Genomic DNA, 14,054 nt, shown 5'->3' on the forward strand with positions numbered 1-14,054 from the left:
TCAAGAACTGTTAGCGGCCTTCCAGAATCTCCAAGCGGTTGCCCCAAGGATCGCACAGGAACACGCGCCGGGTAGGGGCCAGTTCTGCATCTGGCACGCAGGCGATGCCAAAACGACTGGCCCGCTCGGTCACGGCGTCCAAGTCAGGGCAACGCAGCGCCAGATGCCCCTTATCGCGCGGCACGAAGTTGGGCGTCACACCGATGTGCAGTTGGCGGCCATCGGGCAGACCGAACCAAGCACCGCCGCGTGCTGCCAATGCCGCAGGCTTGGGCAGTTCGGGCAGGCCCAGAAAGCCAGTGAAAAAGGCGCGGGCCTCAGCTTCACATTCCGCAGGCGCTTCGGTCTGTACATGATCTAGGCCAGAAATCAGCGGGCGGGTTTGGTTGGACATAGGGCCAAAGTAACCCCCGCCGCAGCCTCTCTCCCGTCCCTCTCTGCGGAACAACTTGGACTGGCCCCACTCTTTCCCGCCGCCGCTTTGCCGTACCCTAGAGCCACACATGAACTTCAATTTGCCGGAAGACCTGCGTGACGTGCAGGACACCATTCGCGACTTTATGCTGACTGTGGTGGAACCTCGCGCCCACGAAATCGAGGACACCAACCGTGTACCGCCCGAACTGATGGCGCAGGCGGCGGCGCTGGGGCTGTTCGGCCTCAGCATTCCGGAAGAATACGGGGGCGCGGGGCTGGGCATGCTGGGGCGCTGCGCGGCCTACGAGGCGCTGGGGCAGGGGCATATGGGCTTTGGCGGCGTCATCAGCGCCCACGCCTCTATCGGCACCAGCGGGCTGGTGAAGCTGGGCAACGAGGAGCAAAAGCAGCGGTTCCTGCCGCGTATGGCGTCGGGCGAGTGCGTGGCCGGATTTGCCATTACCGAGCCGACGAGTGGCAGCGACGCCGCCAACATTCGCACGCGGGCCGAGAGGCGCGGCGACATGTACGTGCTGAACGGCACCAAGCATTACATCAGCAACGCGCCCATCGCGGGCCTGCTGACCGTGATCGCCATTACCGACCCCGCGCAGGGCACCAAAGGTATGAGCGCGTTTTTGGTGGAGCCGCAGACGACTCCCGGCGTGCGCGTGGGCAAAATTGACGAGAAAATGGGCCAGAAAGGGGCGCTGTCGGCAGAAGTGATTTTTGAAGACGCCGAGATTCCCGCCGCCAACCTGCTGGGGCCGGAGCATCTGGGCTACCGCGAGGCGCTGGGCATCCTGACTTCTGGGCGGGTGGGCATCGCGGCCCGCAGCACCGGAGCCATGCAGCGCCTGCTGGATCTGAGCGTGCAGCACGCCAAAACCCGCGAGCAATTCGGGCAGCCGATTGGGGAGTTTCAGGCGGTGCAATTTATGCTGGCCGAAATGGACATCGCCCTGCAAACCAGCCGGGTACTGTGGCAAAAGGTGGCGTGGATGGTGGATCAAGGCCAAGACGTGCGGCGCATGGCGAGTGTGGCGAAGTATCACGCCACCGAAATGCTGTCTCAGGTGGCCGACAAAGCCGTGCAGGTGGCGGGCGGCATGGGCTACATGAAGGATTACCCCGTCGAGCGGTATTACCGAGACCAACGCCTGCTCAGGATTTACGAAGGAACGAGCGAAATTCAGAAGCTGATTATTGCGCGGGCACTGTTGGCTTAGGCGGGAGCATTGGTGGTTTATACGGAATCTGGGAAGTGGACGGAAAACGTGTGGGTCACAAAAAACCGCCCATCTCGGGGCGGCCAAAAGAAATTAAATGAGCTTAAATTTGCTTGCGGAAGACCAGAACGCTGTAAGTCACGTATTCGTGCTTGGCTCCAAAGAGGGCAGACAAGCAACCCGGAGGCGTAGACACCGAAAAGCTGTCGGCGCGGAAATATTCGAAGCCCCCTTGAGACTGCGCAGTGATGACTTGCTGCACCATCTCAGCCACCGCAGTGTTGCGGTCTTTTGCGCTGGCTTCGATGTTTTGGGGGAGCTGGTATGTCTTGTATTCGTAGGCCATACCTGTACCATATGCCGCTCTCGCTCCCGCGTGGGGTAGATATGCCCACCACCTAGTCATCACCCCTTCTCAACCCAAGGACTGGAACAACTGCCCCTCAAGTAAGCGCGACGGGGGCGGCATGTATCGTCACATCATCAGGAGCGCAAATCCCGCAACTGTTTTCCTCCCTCACCCCCGCCCCCATCAATCCTAAACCTCCCATCAGGCAGCGCAAGGGTTGTGTCAGGGCATGCGGAGTAGCGTTGAGATGTGGAACAGACTGCGTGGGCCACACGGCGAAGGCAAGGGGTGGATCAAGGCACGGTGGACAGGGGGGCGCTTGCCCCTTCTCCACAAACTTGATATAGTTGCACTCAAGTTTCTTGGCATCGGGTAAGAATTAAACCGGACGCCAAACCCCCAGTTCAATGCACACTTCTCAATGCAGAGCCGCCCCCTAGGACGCGCCCTGTTGCTGGTCAAAAGGAGCAATCATGACCACCGACATCCTCCAACTGCCCGCCAATGTTCCCGTTTGCCCCGTGCGTGGCAGCGTTATTTATCCCACGATGGTGCAGCACATCGACGCAAGCCGTTCCTTGTCCATCAACGCGATTGAGGCCGCGATGGCAGGCGAGAAAGTCATCCTGATCGTGTCTCAGCGCGACAAAGATGTGGATGATCCTCAGGGTGCTGACCTATACGACGTGGGTACGGCCTGCAACGTGCTGCGTGTGCGTAAGAATCCCGACGGCACCGTGCAAATGCTGGTGTCGGCGGTGGCCCGCGCCCGTGCCAAGAACTACACCCGCGACGAGTACCTCCGCGCCGATATAGAACTGATGCCCGAAGTGGCCGCCGATCCGGTGGAGTTTCAGGCGTTGGCCCGCGAGTTGCGCGAAAAGTTTGACATTATTGCGGCGGGCGGCAAGGTCAGCGCCGAGAGCGTGCAGACCATTCAGGGCAAAGAAGAAGCGGGCGAGATGGCCGACCACATCGCCTTCAACCTAGATTTCAAGCTGGAAGACAAGCAGGCGCTCTTGGAAGCCGCCAGCCCGGTGGCCCGCATTCGCAAGCTGCTGACGCTGCTGGACACCGAGCAGGAAGTGCAGGCCGTGCAGGCCCGGATTCGCGCACAGGTGAAAGAAGAAATAGACAAGAACCAGCGCGAATACTACCTGCGCGAGCAGATGAAGGTCATTCAGAAGGAGCTTCAGGGCGGTGAGGACGGCGAAGAGGGCGACGAAGCCGACGCCTTCCGCACCAAGATTGAAGCGCTGGAACTGAAGCCCGACGTGAAGAAAGAGATTGACCGTGAAGTGAACCGCCTCGCGCGGATGCACCCCGACGCCGCCGAAGCCAGCGTGATTCGCACCTACCTGACGTGGGTCACGGAATTGCCGTGGAACACCCGCAGCGAAGACCGCCTAGACGTGCCGGAAGCCGCCCAGATTTTGGACGACGACCACTACGGGCTGGAGAAGGTGAAAGACCGCGTGCTGGAATTCTTGGCGGTGCGCCGTCTGCGCAAAGAGCGTGCAGAGCGCGGAGAACTGAGCGCCGAAGACGTGAACAAGGGGCCGATTCTGGTCTTCACCGGGCCTCCCGGCGTGGGTAAAACCAGCATCGCGCAGAGCATCGCCAAGGCGCTGGGCCGCAAATACGTGCGGATTGCACTGGGCGGCGCACGCGACGAGTCCGACATTCGGGGCCACCGCCGCACCTACATCGGCGCGATGCCCGGACGCCTGATTCAGGGCATCCGCACGGCAGGCACCAAGAACCCCGTGATCTTGCTGGACGAAGTGGACAAGCTGGGCACCAGCTATCAGGGCGACCCCTCCAGCGCGCTGTTGGAAGTCCTTGACCCCAGCCAGAACCAGCACTTCACCGACCATTACCTCGGCGTGGCCTTCGACCTGAGCGAAGTGATGTTCATTGCGACGGCCAACTACCCCGAGCAGATTCCCGCCGCCCTGATGGACAGAATGGAAGTCATCGACTTTTCCAGCTACATCGAGCAGGAGAAGTTGGAAATCGCCAAGCGCTACCTGATGCCCCGCCAACTGACCCAGAACGGCCTGAAGCCCAACCAGATCAGCTTTACCGACGCGGCACTGGAAAAACTGATCAGCCACTACACCCGTGAAGCGGGCGTGCGAAACCTAGAGCGCGAAATTGGCACGGTGGCCCGCAAGGTGGCCCGCCGCATCGCCACCGCCGAAGTGAAGCGCGTGAAAGTGACCGACAAGGAACTGGATCGTTACTTGGGACAAGCCCGCCACACGCCCGAAACGGAAAACCGCGAAGACATGGTGGGTGTCAGCACCGGCATGTTCTACACCCCGGTGGGCGGCGACATCCTGTTCGTGGAAACCAGCGTAATGCCCGGCAAGGGGTTAGTCCTCACCGGACAGTTGGGCGACGTGATGAAGGAATCGGCCCGCGCCGCCCTGACCTACGCCAAAACCAACAGCGAGCGCTTCCACATCGACAAGTCGCGCATCGACGACAGCGAGATCCACGTGCACGTGCCCGCCGGAGCCATTCCCAAAGAAGGCCCCAGCGCGGGCGGGGCGATGGCCACCAGCCTGATCAGCGCCCTGACTGGTATTCCTGCCCGCCACGACGTGGCGATGACCGGCGAGATGACCCTCACTGGCCGATACCTGCCCATTGGCGGCCTGAAAGAGAAAGTGCTGGGCGCACGCCGCGCCGGAATTAAGCACATCATCATGCCCAAAGCCAACGAACCCGACCTGCGCGACATTCCGCTGCACCTCCGCAGCAGCATGCGCTTTCACCCCTGCGAAACCGTAGACGAAGTGCTGGACGTGGCCCTTGTGGGCGGCCTGAAGGCACTGGAACGCGGCGCAGGCCTGAGCAACATCGGCAGCAACGTGACCCCCGAAACGCCCAAGCGCAAAACGGGCCGCCGGGGTGCGGGAGCCAGCGCCTAAGCCTATCCCTGAAGCCACTCAAGCTTAATCTTTGCCCCCTGTCAGCGATGGCGGGGGGTTCTGCTTTGCTCGGCCCCCCGTTATCCTGTAGCCGATGTCTGTTCCGCTCACGTTTCTGGTGGCCAGCCCGCACCTGCGCGGCGGCATCTTCGAGGGCGCGGTGATCTTGCTGCTGGAACACGATGCCAAGGGCGCTATGGGCCTGATCGTGAACGCGCCCATGTCCCAGTCGGTGTCGGAGTTGCTCCCCGATATGCCGGGGCAAGCTGGCCCGGCATGGCGCGGCGGCCCGGTAGACCGCACGTTGGGCTGGTGCCTGTACCGCACGCCGCTGAATCTGGACGGAGAGGTTCGCCTGAGCGCCGATCTGCTCGTCACCAGCAGCTTGGACGTGCTGCGGGCCGTGACCGAATCGGGTCAGGAGTACATGCTGATTTTGGGCTACGCCGGGTGGGATGGGGGCCAACTGACCGAGGAGGCCCGCGTAGGCATGTGGATCTGGGTGGAACAGGACACCCCTGACTTAATCTGGAAGGTAGAAGCCGGAGACCGCTGGGCCGAAGCTTTGGCACAGTTGGGCGTAACGCCGGGAACCATCATGCCCGGTGGAGCGCAGGCCTAAGCCCAACGGCTGACCCGTTTTGGGGGTACTGTTCGTCGGGGTTGGTCAGGCACTTGCGTGCTTCCGGGGGTCATGCTACTATCCCTCTCGCGCCCGAAAAAGGCGCAAGGCTCCGGCCAAAGCTGTGAATTTGTTTTAAGCGACGTTCACAGGTATTCGGCAGTAGCTCAGCGGTAGAGCGTCCGACTGTTAATCGGATGGTCGTAGGTTCGATCCCTACCTGCCGAGCCAAGAAGAATTCCCCCGCCACGTGCGGGGGTTTTTGCTTTTGGCGGGCTTCCGAGATCCTGTTTCTAAAACCTACTGTCTGATCTGCTATGCCCAATGCGAGCCCAACGCTCTTTGAGAGTGAAGTGTCGCCAGCGCGTCACAACCAGCTCAAGCGGTCTGTGTGAGATGGGTCAGCAAGGCCTCACAACTTCAGCGCGTTTTCGTCACTTTGCTCAGCAGCGGGGGCGCGTCTGGATTTAAGCCCCGGTGCAGAGCCAAGTGTGCGGCGTACAGGTAAAAGGCCAGCGCACTCGCCACCGGATCGGTGAGGGCGTGCCCGGTCTGCGGGGTGGTCAGGGTGCTGCCCAGCGCTGGGCCGATGGTTCGGAGGTCGGCTCCAGCGGCCAGCAGATCGGCGTAAGCGGCAGCCGTCGCACTTTGGGCGGCGTCAGCGGGCGCGAACCCCAGCAGCGGGACACCTTCGGCCAGTAGGCGCTTGGGGCCGTGACTGAACTCGGCGGCAGAGTAGGCTTCGGCGTGAATGCCTGACGTTTCTTTCAGTTTCAGTGCCGCTTCTTGGGCGATGCCGAAATGCAGCCCCCGCGCCAGCACCAGCAAGTTGTCGGCAAAGCGGTAGCGCTCGGCCAATTCACTGGCGGCCCCCTCCAGCTCCAGCGTGTGCGTCAGGGCGGCAGGCAGGGTGTGCAGGGCGGTGTTTAGCTCGTCGCCTTCGGTCAGGGCAGCCAGCACGGGCAGAAAGGCGGTGAGGCTGGCAAGGTAGCTTTTGGTGGCCGCCACCGCCCGCTCTTCACCGCATTTCAGGGGCAGCACAAATTCGGCGGCGCCGGCCAAATCGCTGTCTTCCACGTTCACGAGGGCCACCGTCAGCGCCCCACCTTCACGCGCCATCCGCACGTTTTCCAGGACATCCGGGCTGGCCCCACTTTGAGACACCGCGATGACCAACGCGCCGCGCAAGTCCAGCCGCGTGCCGTAGAGGGTATGCACGCTGGGGCCGAGGCTCGCCACTGGCAGCGCCAACTGCGTCTCTAGCGCGTATTTCAGGAAAGTGCAGGCATGGTCACTGCTGCCCCGCGCCACCGTGACGGCATACGGCGGGCGGCGGTGGCGCAAGGCTTCGGCCAACCGTGCGGCGGCCTCAGCATTTTCGGCCAATTGGCGGGCAATCACGGCGGGCGCTTGGCGGGCTTCTTGCAGCATCAGGGGGTTGGTTGGGGTGCTGTTGGTTGGGGTGCTCATGCGTGGGCCTCGGTGGGTTGAAGAGGAATGGCCTGGCCGCCCACGTACACGGCCTTCACGTTCAAATCGGCATCCAACACCGTCAAATCGGCCCGCAGGCCCACGCGCAGCTCTCCCCTGTCGGTCAGGCCAAGCGAGGCGGCGGGCACGGCGCTCAGCATGCGGCTCACTTCGGGCAAGGGCAGGCCCAACCGCACTGCGTTTCTGAGGGCCACGTCCAGCGTCAGCACACTTCCGGCAATCGTGCCGTCTGAGAGCGTGGCTTTGCCGTCCTGCACAGTCACGGGTTGGCCGCCCAGCTCGCTGGGGCCATCGCCCAATCCAGCAGCCCGCATCGCGTCGGTGATGAGAAGCACGCGGCCCGGTGCGGCAGCGCGGGCCAGCAAGAAGGCGGTGGGATGCACATGTACGCCGTCCAGAATGACCTCTAGGAAGGCGTGTGGGTCGGCCAGCAGCGCCCCCGCCGGGCCGGGTGTACGGCCTTCTATCCCGCCCATCGCGTTGTACAGGTGCGTGGCACAAGTGCGTGCGCCCAACTCGTGCAGCGTGTGCAGAAAGGCAGAAACGGTGTCGGCGTCGGCGCGGGTGTGCCCTATGCCGATGCGGACGCCCTGTCCAGCCAACGCACGGGCCAAGTCCAACGCTCCGGGCAGTTCGGGGGCCAGCGTGACGGCGCGGATCACGTCTAGGGCCAGCAGTTCGGCAGTCAGGTCAGGCTGAGGCAAGACGGCGTGCGGCGGTTGCGCCCCCAGCCGCCCCGGACTGATAAACGGGCCTTCGAGGTGCGCCCCCACAATGTCTGCGCCGCCTGTTACGCCGCCCGAATCCATGACCTCGCGCACGCCGCGCAGAGCGGCCAAGACTTCGGGCCAACGGTGGGTGATGGTGGTGGGCAGCAGCGTCGTCGTGCCGTGCTGCGCGTGCAACCGGGCCAATTTCTGTATTCCAGCGGGGCCGTCCATCGTGTCGCCGCCTGCGCCGCCGTGAATGTGGGTGTCTATAAATCCGGGCAAGATCAGCAGGTCAGCAGGGGCAGCTTCAGTAGTCAGCCCCGAAATCTGTGGGCCAAAGCTGAGGCTCCCGAGCCGGAATTCGCCGTCTGGGTGCAGGATGTGACCACGTAAGGTCTGAGTGGGGCGGGCAGTCATGGGCGCTCCTTGGGCTGGATGGAGGACGGGGAACAGCAGAAGCTTTGGCCTCAGCGTACTGCCTGAAAATAATTTCTGTCAATGTGAGGGAGAGTGGTAAATTATTTTCAGTACGGGGGGAGTCTAAGGGTCTAGGGTCTAAGGAAGGTCAAGGGCATTCGCGTTGCCTACTCCCCTCACTCTGCCGTTTCACAGCGCCCCTCTCTGCTGGCGCAGCTCTGCGAGTCCCACAAGGGGCGAGGGCTGAAGGCACGGGCTGGAAACTTGGTGTTAGCTCCTCACCCTTGAGGGGGGAGGCTGGGAGGGGGTGAGTGAGCGCCAGCGATTGCCGTTCCTTAGACGCCCCCCGCCCCCACCAAAACACGCCGCACCAAATGCTCTAGGCTGCGGCCATGTGGGCTTCTCAGCGGGCACAGGGCGTGCCGACCAGCGTATTTTCCCTGATGGATGCGGCACTTGGGCGGGCGCGGGCGGCGGGCCTGAATGTCATTGATCTGAGCATCGGCTCCAGCGACCTCGCCCCACCTGTGCAGGCGCTGGATGCCCTGCGCGACGCCACGCACGACCCCAGCTCCTACCGCTACCCCCTGTTTTCGGATACGCGGCCCCTGCGGGAAGCGGCGGCGGCGTACTTGGGGCGGCGATTTGGCGTGCAGATAGACGCCGAGCGCGAAGTCTTGCCCCTCATCGGCGCTCAGGAGGGGCTGGCGCACCTGCTGTTGGCCGTCACCGACCCCGGCGATACATTGCTGCTGCCCGACCCCTGCTACCCGCCGTATTTGGGCGCGGCGGCGGTGGCGGGGCTAAATGTAATTCCACTGCCGCTGCTGCCAGAACGCGGCTTTCTGCCCGATCTGGAGAGCCTGCCCGCCGATCTGCGCCCCCGCGTATTGCTGCTGAATTACCCCAACAACCCGACTTCGGCGGTGGCCGACGCTGCCTTTTTTGCCGAGGCTGCCGCATGGTGCCGGGCACGGGGCACGCTCCTGATTCACGATCACCCGTATGCCGAACTGACCTTCGGCGACTACCACGCGCCGAGTGCGCTGGAAGCGGGCCCAGACGGAATCGTAGAACTGCATTCGCTGAGCAAGACGCACCATATGGGCGGCTTCCGGGTGGGCTTCGCGGCGGGCGATGCCGGGGCTATTGCCGCGCTAGGCCGAGTGAAAGGTGCGGTCGATTTCCACCCGTATCTGGGCATTCAGCGGGCGGCGACTGTGGCGCTGGGCCTGCCCGATCATTTGGGCCGCGAGGGAGCCAAAGTCTTTCAGGAACGCCGCGACGCCCTCTTGCCCGCCTTGCGTGAAATGGGTTGGGGGGTGCAGACGCCGCAGGCCAGCATGTACCTCTGGGCGCGGGTGCCCGGACTTACCGACAGCGTGGCCTACGCCGTGCGCGTGGCCGAAACGACAGGGGTGGCCCTCAGTCCGGGGCGAGCCTTCGGGCCGGGCGGAGAAGGCTTTGTGCGTTTTGCACTGGTGCAGCCGCCGGGGGTGCTGGTGGAAGCGGCGGGGCGGTTGGGCGAAGTTGAGCTAACAGCCCCGGCCCCCGTGCTCAACCAGACTCACTCCTGAAGGGAAGCAATCAGCAGCAGGGGGGAGGCCAGTCCAAGATGTGTATGGACTGACCTCCCCCCCAAATGACATGCCCTACACCCCCGCCGTCGCCGCCAGCCGTTCCAGCACCCCCGGATCTTCCAGCGTACTCGTATCGCCCTCTATGGCCCGCCCCGCTGCAATTTGACGCAAGAACCGCCGCATAATTTTGCCGCTGCGGGTTTTGGGCAGGGCGTCGGCAATGTAGATAGCGTCGGGGCGGGCCAGTGCGCCGATTTGAGACACCACGTAAGCTCGCAGGGCCACCGGGTCTACGGTTTGGCCTGCTTGCGGCAGCACGAAGGCCACCACGCATTCTCCCTTCAGGTCGTCGGGTTTGCCCACCACCGCCGCTTCAGCCACGCTGGGATGGGCCACCAGTGCGCTTTCAATTTCCATCGTGCCTAACCTGTGGCCCGAGACGCTCAGCACGTCGTCTACGCGGCCCATCACCGTGATGTAGCCGTCGGCGTCTTTTCGTGCGCCGTCTCCGGCAAAGTACACGTGCGGAATTTCGCCCCAGTAGGCTTTACGGTAGCGCTCATCGTCGCCGTACACGGTGCGGAGCATGGAGGGCCAAGGTTTTCGGATCACCAACAGGCCGCCCTCGTCGGGGCCAAGTTCTTCGCCTTCCCGGTTCACGATGGCCGCGTCTATGCCGTACATAGGCAGGCCCGCCGTGCCCGGTTTGGCCGGATGCGCCCCCGGCAGCGTGGTCAGCATGATGGCCCCGGTTTCCGTTTGCCACCACGTATCGATCACGGGGCAGCGATCCCCCCCGATGGCGCGGCGGTACCACATCCACGCTTCGGGATTAATCGGCTCGCCCACCGATCCCAGTAAGCGCAGGCTGCTGAGGTCATAGGCTGCCGGAATCGCGTCGCCCTGCCGCATAAAGGCGCGAATGGCAGTCGGCGCGGTGTACAGAATCGTCACGCCATGCTTCTGAATAATCTGCCAGAAGCGTCCCCAGTCGGGATGGTTGGGTGCGCCCTCGTACATCAGCACAGTGGCCCCGTTCAGCAGTGGGCCGTACACGGTGTAGCTGTGGCCCGTGACCCAGCCGATGTCGGCGGTACACCAGAACACGTCGTCGGGCTTCAAGTCAAAGACCGTTTTGGTGGTCAGGTAGGTGCCCACCATATAGCCGCCCGTCGTGTGCAGCACGCCTTTGGGCTTGCCCGTACTGCCCGAGGTATACAGCACGAACAGGGGGTGTTCGGCGTCCAGCGCGGCGGCTTCGTGTTCGGCCTCTGCCTCGGCAAGCGCCTCATGCCACCACAGGTCACGGCCTGCCTGCATGGTCACGGGCGTTCCGGCGCGGCGCACCACCAGCACATGCTCTAGCGTAGGCGTGCGGGCGGCGGCTTCGTCGGCATTGGCCTTCAGGTTCACGGGCTGGCCGCGCCGATAACCCGCGTCGGCAGTAATCAGGAGTTTGCTCTGGGCGTCGTTGATCCGGTCAGACAACGCGCCCACGCTGAAGCCCCCGAACACCACCGAATGCACCGCGCCGATTCGGGCGCAGGCCAGCATGGCAATCGCCGCTTCGGGAATCAGGGGCAGATACAGCGTCACACGGTCTCCGGCCACCACGCCCAGCGCGGTCAGGGCGTTGGCGGACCGCTTCACCTCGCCCAAGAGTTCGCTGTAGGTGAGGGTTCGGACTTCGCCGTCTTCCCCTTCCCAGATCAGCGCCCGCTTGTTGCCTAAGCCCTGCGCCACATGGCGGTCAAGCGCATTGAAGGCAATATTGGTCTGACCGCCCACGAACCACTGGGCGTGCGGCTCCTGCCAGTCCAGCACACGTTCCCAAGGCTTCATCCAGCTCAGCTCGCCCGCCACTTCGCCCCAAAAACCGTCCGGGTCTTGCAAACTACGCTCGTAGCGGGTCTGGTATTCGGCGGCAGTCAGGCTGGCGGTGGCCGCAAACTCGGCGCTGGGGGCGAAGACGCGGGTTTCGTGCAGCACGTTGTCAATTTGATCGGTCATCAGAGGGTCTCCACAGAAGAAGCAAGAGCGGGAACGGCGACGAGATGGATTGTGGTTGACCGGAGTGTAACGCCCAAAAGTGGCGAGGCGGCAAACAGACACAGCACCCCAATTGCCGCCTGCCCCCCGCTGCCCCGGCTCTGCGGCGCGTATCTTGGGGAGAATGCGCCCGCCTCCGCTGCCCACATCCTCTCTGGCCGATGCTTTCGGGCGGCCCCTGCGCGACCTGCGAATCAGCGTGACCGACCGCTGCAACCTGCGCTGCACGTACTGCATGCCCGCCGAGGTCTTCGGGCCGGACTATGCCTTCTTGCCCCGCAGCGAACTGCTGACCTTCGAAGAAATAGAGCGGTTGGCGGCGGCATTTGTGGCGCTGGGGGTGCAAAAACTGCGGCTGACCGGTGGTGAGCCGTTGCTCAGGCGTGATCTGCCGGAACTGGTGGCCCGCCTGACCCGTTTAGAAGGCGTGCAGGACATCGCTCTGACCACCAATGGCCTGCTGCTGCCCCGCTTGGCGGCTCCCCTCAAGGCCGCAGGCTTGCAGCGCGTGACCGTGAGCATAGACAGCCTTGACCCCGACATTTTTGGGCGCATGAACGGGTTAGGAACGCACCCAGATCGCGTGCTGGACGGCATAGAGGCGGCCCTGCAAGCCGGACTGGGCGTGAAGGTGAACACAGTGGTGCAGCGCGGCGTGAACGATGCGGGCCTGCGCGACTTGTGGCTGGCCCTGCGGGATAAAGCGGTGGTGCGCTTCATCGAATTTATGGATGTGGGCAACCACAACGGCTGGAACATGGCGGCGGTGGTGCCCTCCCGCGAGGTACTGGCCCGCCTAAGCGAAGACGGGCTGGGCAGCGAATTTGCGCCCGCGCAGGCCAATTACCGGGGCGAAGTGGCAGCGCGGCACCGAGGCGCACAGGGGCACGAAGTCGGTCTGATTTCCTCGGTCACGGCCCCCTTCTGCGGCGATTGCTCGCGGGCGCGCCTCTCGGCGGTGGGCATGTTGTACACCTGCCTGTTTGCGGGAACCGGCACCGATTTGCGTGCGCCGCTCCGGGCCGGAGCCACAGAGGAGGAAGTGCGGGCACAAATTGCAGGTGTCTGGCGGGTCAGACGGGATCGGTACAGTGAGGAGCGCGGTGAGGTGACGACACGCCAGAAAATCGAAATGTCGCACATCGGCGGGTAAGAACGTACACGACGTGAAAAATTCGACTTTCATGTATCCTGAAGTTGCCCCTTATTTTTGTTACCATACCAGTCACAGGTCAGACAACCTTGTGTACTCCTGACACAAACTCTAAGATAAGCGACCAGAGGCTCAACAGGAACACCAAGTTCGAGCCTGAAGGGGATGCATGGCGAAGTACCCGCTCATCAAAAGCACACTGAAAGATCGGCTCCTCGGGGGCCACTACCCAGAAGGGCTACCGCTCCCCAGCGAACCGCAACTTGCCCGCGAATTTGAAGTCTCGCGGATGACCGCCCGCCGCGCCATAGATGAACTGGAACGCGAAGGGTACGTGTACCGCGTGCAGGGCGCGGGCACCTTCCCCACCGGCAAACGCTTTCGGCAGGGCATGTTCCGTATTCGCCCCTTCAAGGAGTGGGCACGCCACCCCGATCACCGCACCACCGTTCTGCGGGCCATGCAGATCGAGGCCACGCCCGAAATCGCCATCGTGCTGCAAATTCAGCCCGGCGACCCCGTGATCTTCGTCCACCGCCTCCGCACCGCTGGTGATGAAGCCTTGGTCATCGAAAAGCGCTATATCAACGCGGCCATCGTGCCCAAGTTGCTGGAACACAACCTCAGCGCCGAGAGCATCCACGAAACGATGGTCAGCATGGGTGTCCCGCTGGCCCGCGTCGAACAGAATCTGGAAGCCGTGAATCTGCGGCAGGAAGAAGCCGACCTGTTGCGGGTCTCGCTGGGCACGGCAGCTTTCTTGCTGCGCCGTACCACCTACAGCGGCCCCAAGCGCGTGTCGTATGTCAACTACTGGGTGCGCGGAGACCGCTACGCCTTCCAAGACAGCTTCGAACCCTAAACGCTGGGCAGAGGGTGTGGGAGCTTCGGCCTAGGCTGAGGCTCCCACTATCGTCGTTAAGTGGCCTTTCTCAGACCCTTCGACTCTAAACCCTTAGACTTCTCCCCTACCCCACCAACGGATGCAATTCCCCCGCGCTCACCACGCCCAACCAGTGCAGGGCGCGGCTGGCGCTCACATACAGCAATCGCCGCTCGTACTCCGTCGATTCGTCGTAGGTGTCGGCGTCGGCGTTG

12 protein-coding genes and 1 tRNA gene (1 of these 13 running past the window's edge) are annotated in these 14,054 nt (G+C 63.3%); 7 read left to right on the forward strand and 6 right to left on the reverse strand.

Going from position 1 to position 14,054, the window contains the following annotated elements; all coding sequences use genetic code 11:
• Positions 1–10: 10 nt before the first annotated feature.
• The gene (locus SU48_RS11565; RefSeq protein WP_064015374.1) at positions 11–394 is read right to left on the reverse strand and encodes a VOC family protein; all 384 of its coding nucleotides are present in this window, start codon (positions 392–394) and stop codon (positions 11–13) included.
• Positions 395–503: 109 nt separating this feature from the next.
• Between SU48_RS11565 and SU48_RS11570 the strand changes: the two genes are divergently transcribed.
• Complete coding sequence (locus SU48_RS11570) at positions 504–1,646, forward strand: acyl-CoA dehydrogenase family protein (RefSeq protein ID WP_064015375.1); 1,143 nt, start codon at positions 504–506, stop codon at positions 1,644–1,646.
• 103 nt (positions 1,647–1,749) lie between these two features.
• On the opposite strand, the gene SU48_RS11575 is transcribed toward SU48_RS11570, so the two are convergent.
• Entirely contained in the window at positions 1,750–1,992 is a 243-nt protein-coding gene (locus SU48_RS11575) for a hypothetical protein (protein WP_064015376.1), read from the reverse strand.
• 476 nt (positions 1,993–2,468) lie between these two features.
• Here SU48_RS11575 and lon point away from each other — a divergent pair, with 476 nt between their 5' ends.
• From lon to SU48_RS11590, 3 genes are all read left to right on the forward strand, one after another.
• Entirely contained in the window at positions 2,469–4,934 is a 2,466-nt protein-coding gene (gene lon, locus SU48_RS11580; RefSeq protein ID WP_064015377.1) for an endopeptidase La, read from the forward strand.
• A 94-nt stretch (positions 4,935–5,028) separates the two neighbouring features.
• Positions 5,029–5,556, forward strand: coding sequence for a YqgE/AlgH family protein (locus SU48_RS11585; RefSeq protein WP_064015378.1), 528 nt, complete (start codon positions 5,029–5,031; stop codon positions 5,554–5,556).
• Between the two features lie 156 nt (positions 5,557–5,712).
• Positions 5,713–5,787: transfer RNA gene (locus SU48_RS11590), tRNA-Asn, on the forward strand.
• A 189-nt stretch (positions 5,788–5,976) separates the two neighbouring features.
• Here SU48_RS11590 and SU48_RS11595 read toward each other — a convergent pair.
• Both SU48_RS11595 and nagA read right to left on the reverse strand, forming a co-directional pair.
• Positions 5,977–7,026: an SIS domain-containing protein gene (locus SU48_RS11595; RefSeq protein WP_064015379.1), complete on the reverse strand. Its 1,050-nt coding sequence runs from the start codon at positions 7,024–7,026 to the stop codon at positions 5,977–5,979.
• Positions 7,023–8,174: an N-acetylglucosamine-6-phosphate deacetylase gene (gene nagA / locus SU48_RS11600; RefSeq protein WP_064015380.1), complete on the reverse strand. Its 1,152-nt coding sequence runs from the start codon at positions 8,172–8,174 to the stop codon at positions 7,023–7,025. Before nagA ends, SU48_RS11595 begins: the two co-directional genes overlap by 4 nt.
• 392 nt (positions 8,175–8,566) lie before the next feature.
• On the opposite strand from nagA, the gene SU48_RS11605 reads away from it, so the two are divergent.
• On the forward strand, positions 8,567–9,751 hold the full coding sequence (locus tag SU48_RS11605; RefSeq protein WP_064015381.1) for an aminotransferase class I/II-fold pyridoxal phosphate-dependent enzyme: 1,185 nt from the start codon (positions 8,567–8,569) through the stop codon (positions 9,749–9,751).
• Between the two features lie 75 nt (positions 9,752–9,826).
• Here SU48_RS11605 and acs read toward each other — a convergent pair whose 3' ends face one another.
• Positions 9,827–11,764 carry an acetate--CoA ligase gene (gene acs / locus SU48_RS11610; protein WP_064015382.1) on the reverse strand — a complete coding sequence of 646 codons (1,938 nt, stop codon included), beginning with the start codon at positions 11,762–11,764 and terminating at the stop codon, positions 9,827–9,829.
• A 163-nt stretch (positions 11,765–11,927) separates the two neighbouring features.
• On the opposite strand from acs, the gene moaA reads away from it, so the two are divergent.
• A complete protein-coding gene (gene moaA / locus SU48_RS11615; protein WP_064015383.1) occupies positions 11,928–12,956 on the forward strand; it encodes a GTP 3',8-cyclase MoaA in 1,029 nt (342 codons plus the stop codon).
• A gap of 169 nt (positions 12,957–13,125) precedes the next feature.
• The gene (locus SU48_RS11620) at positions 13,126–13,818 is read left to right on the forward strand and encodes a GntR family transcriptional regulator (RefSeq protein ID WP_064015384.1); all 693 of its coding nucleotides are present in this window, start codon (positions 13,126–13,128) and stop codon (positions 13,816–13,818) included.
• Positions 13,819–13,924: 106 nt separating this feature from the next.
• Here the strand turns inward: SU48_RS11620 and SU48_RS11625 are convergent, their stop codons facing one another.
• A protein-coding gene (locus SU48_RS11625; RefSeq protein ID WP_082869758.1) for a HelD family protein crosses the window boundary here: on the reverse strand, positions 13,925–14,054 show its end. 2,087 nt of this gene lie beyond the right edge of the window; 130 of the gene's 2,217 nt are visible here — the last part of the coding sequence; its start codon lies off the right edge, out of view — the gene reads right to left on this strand; it ends in the stop codon at positions 13,925–13,927.

Origin of the sequence: Deinococcus puniceus (assembly GCF_001644565.1) — a bacterium.
GTDB classification, from domain to species: Bacteria; Deinococcota; Deinococci; order Deinococcales; family Deinococcaceae; genus Deinococcus; species Deinococcus puniceus.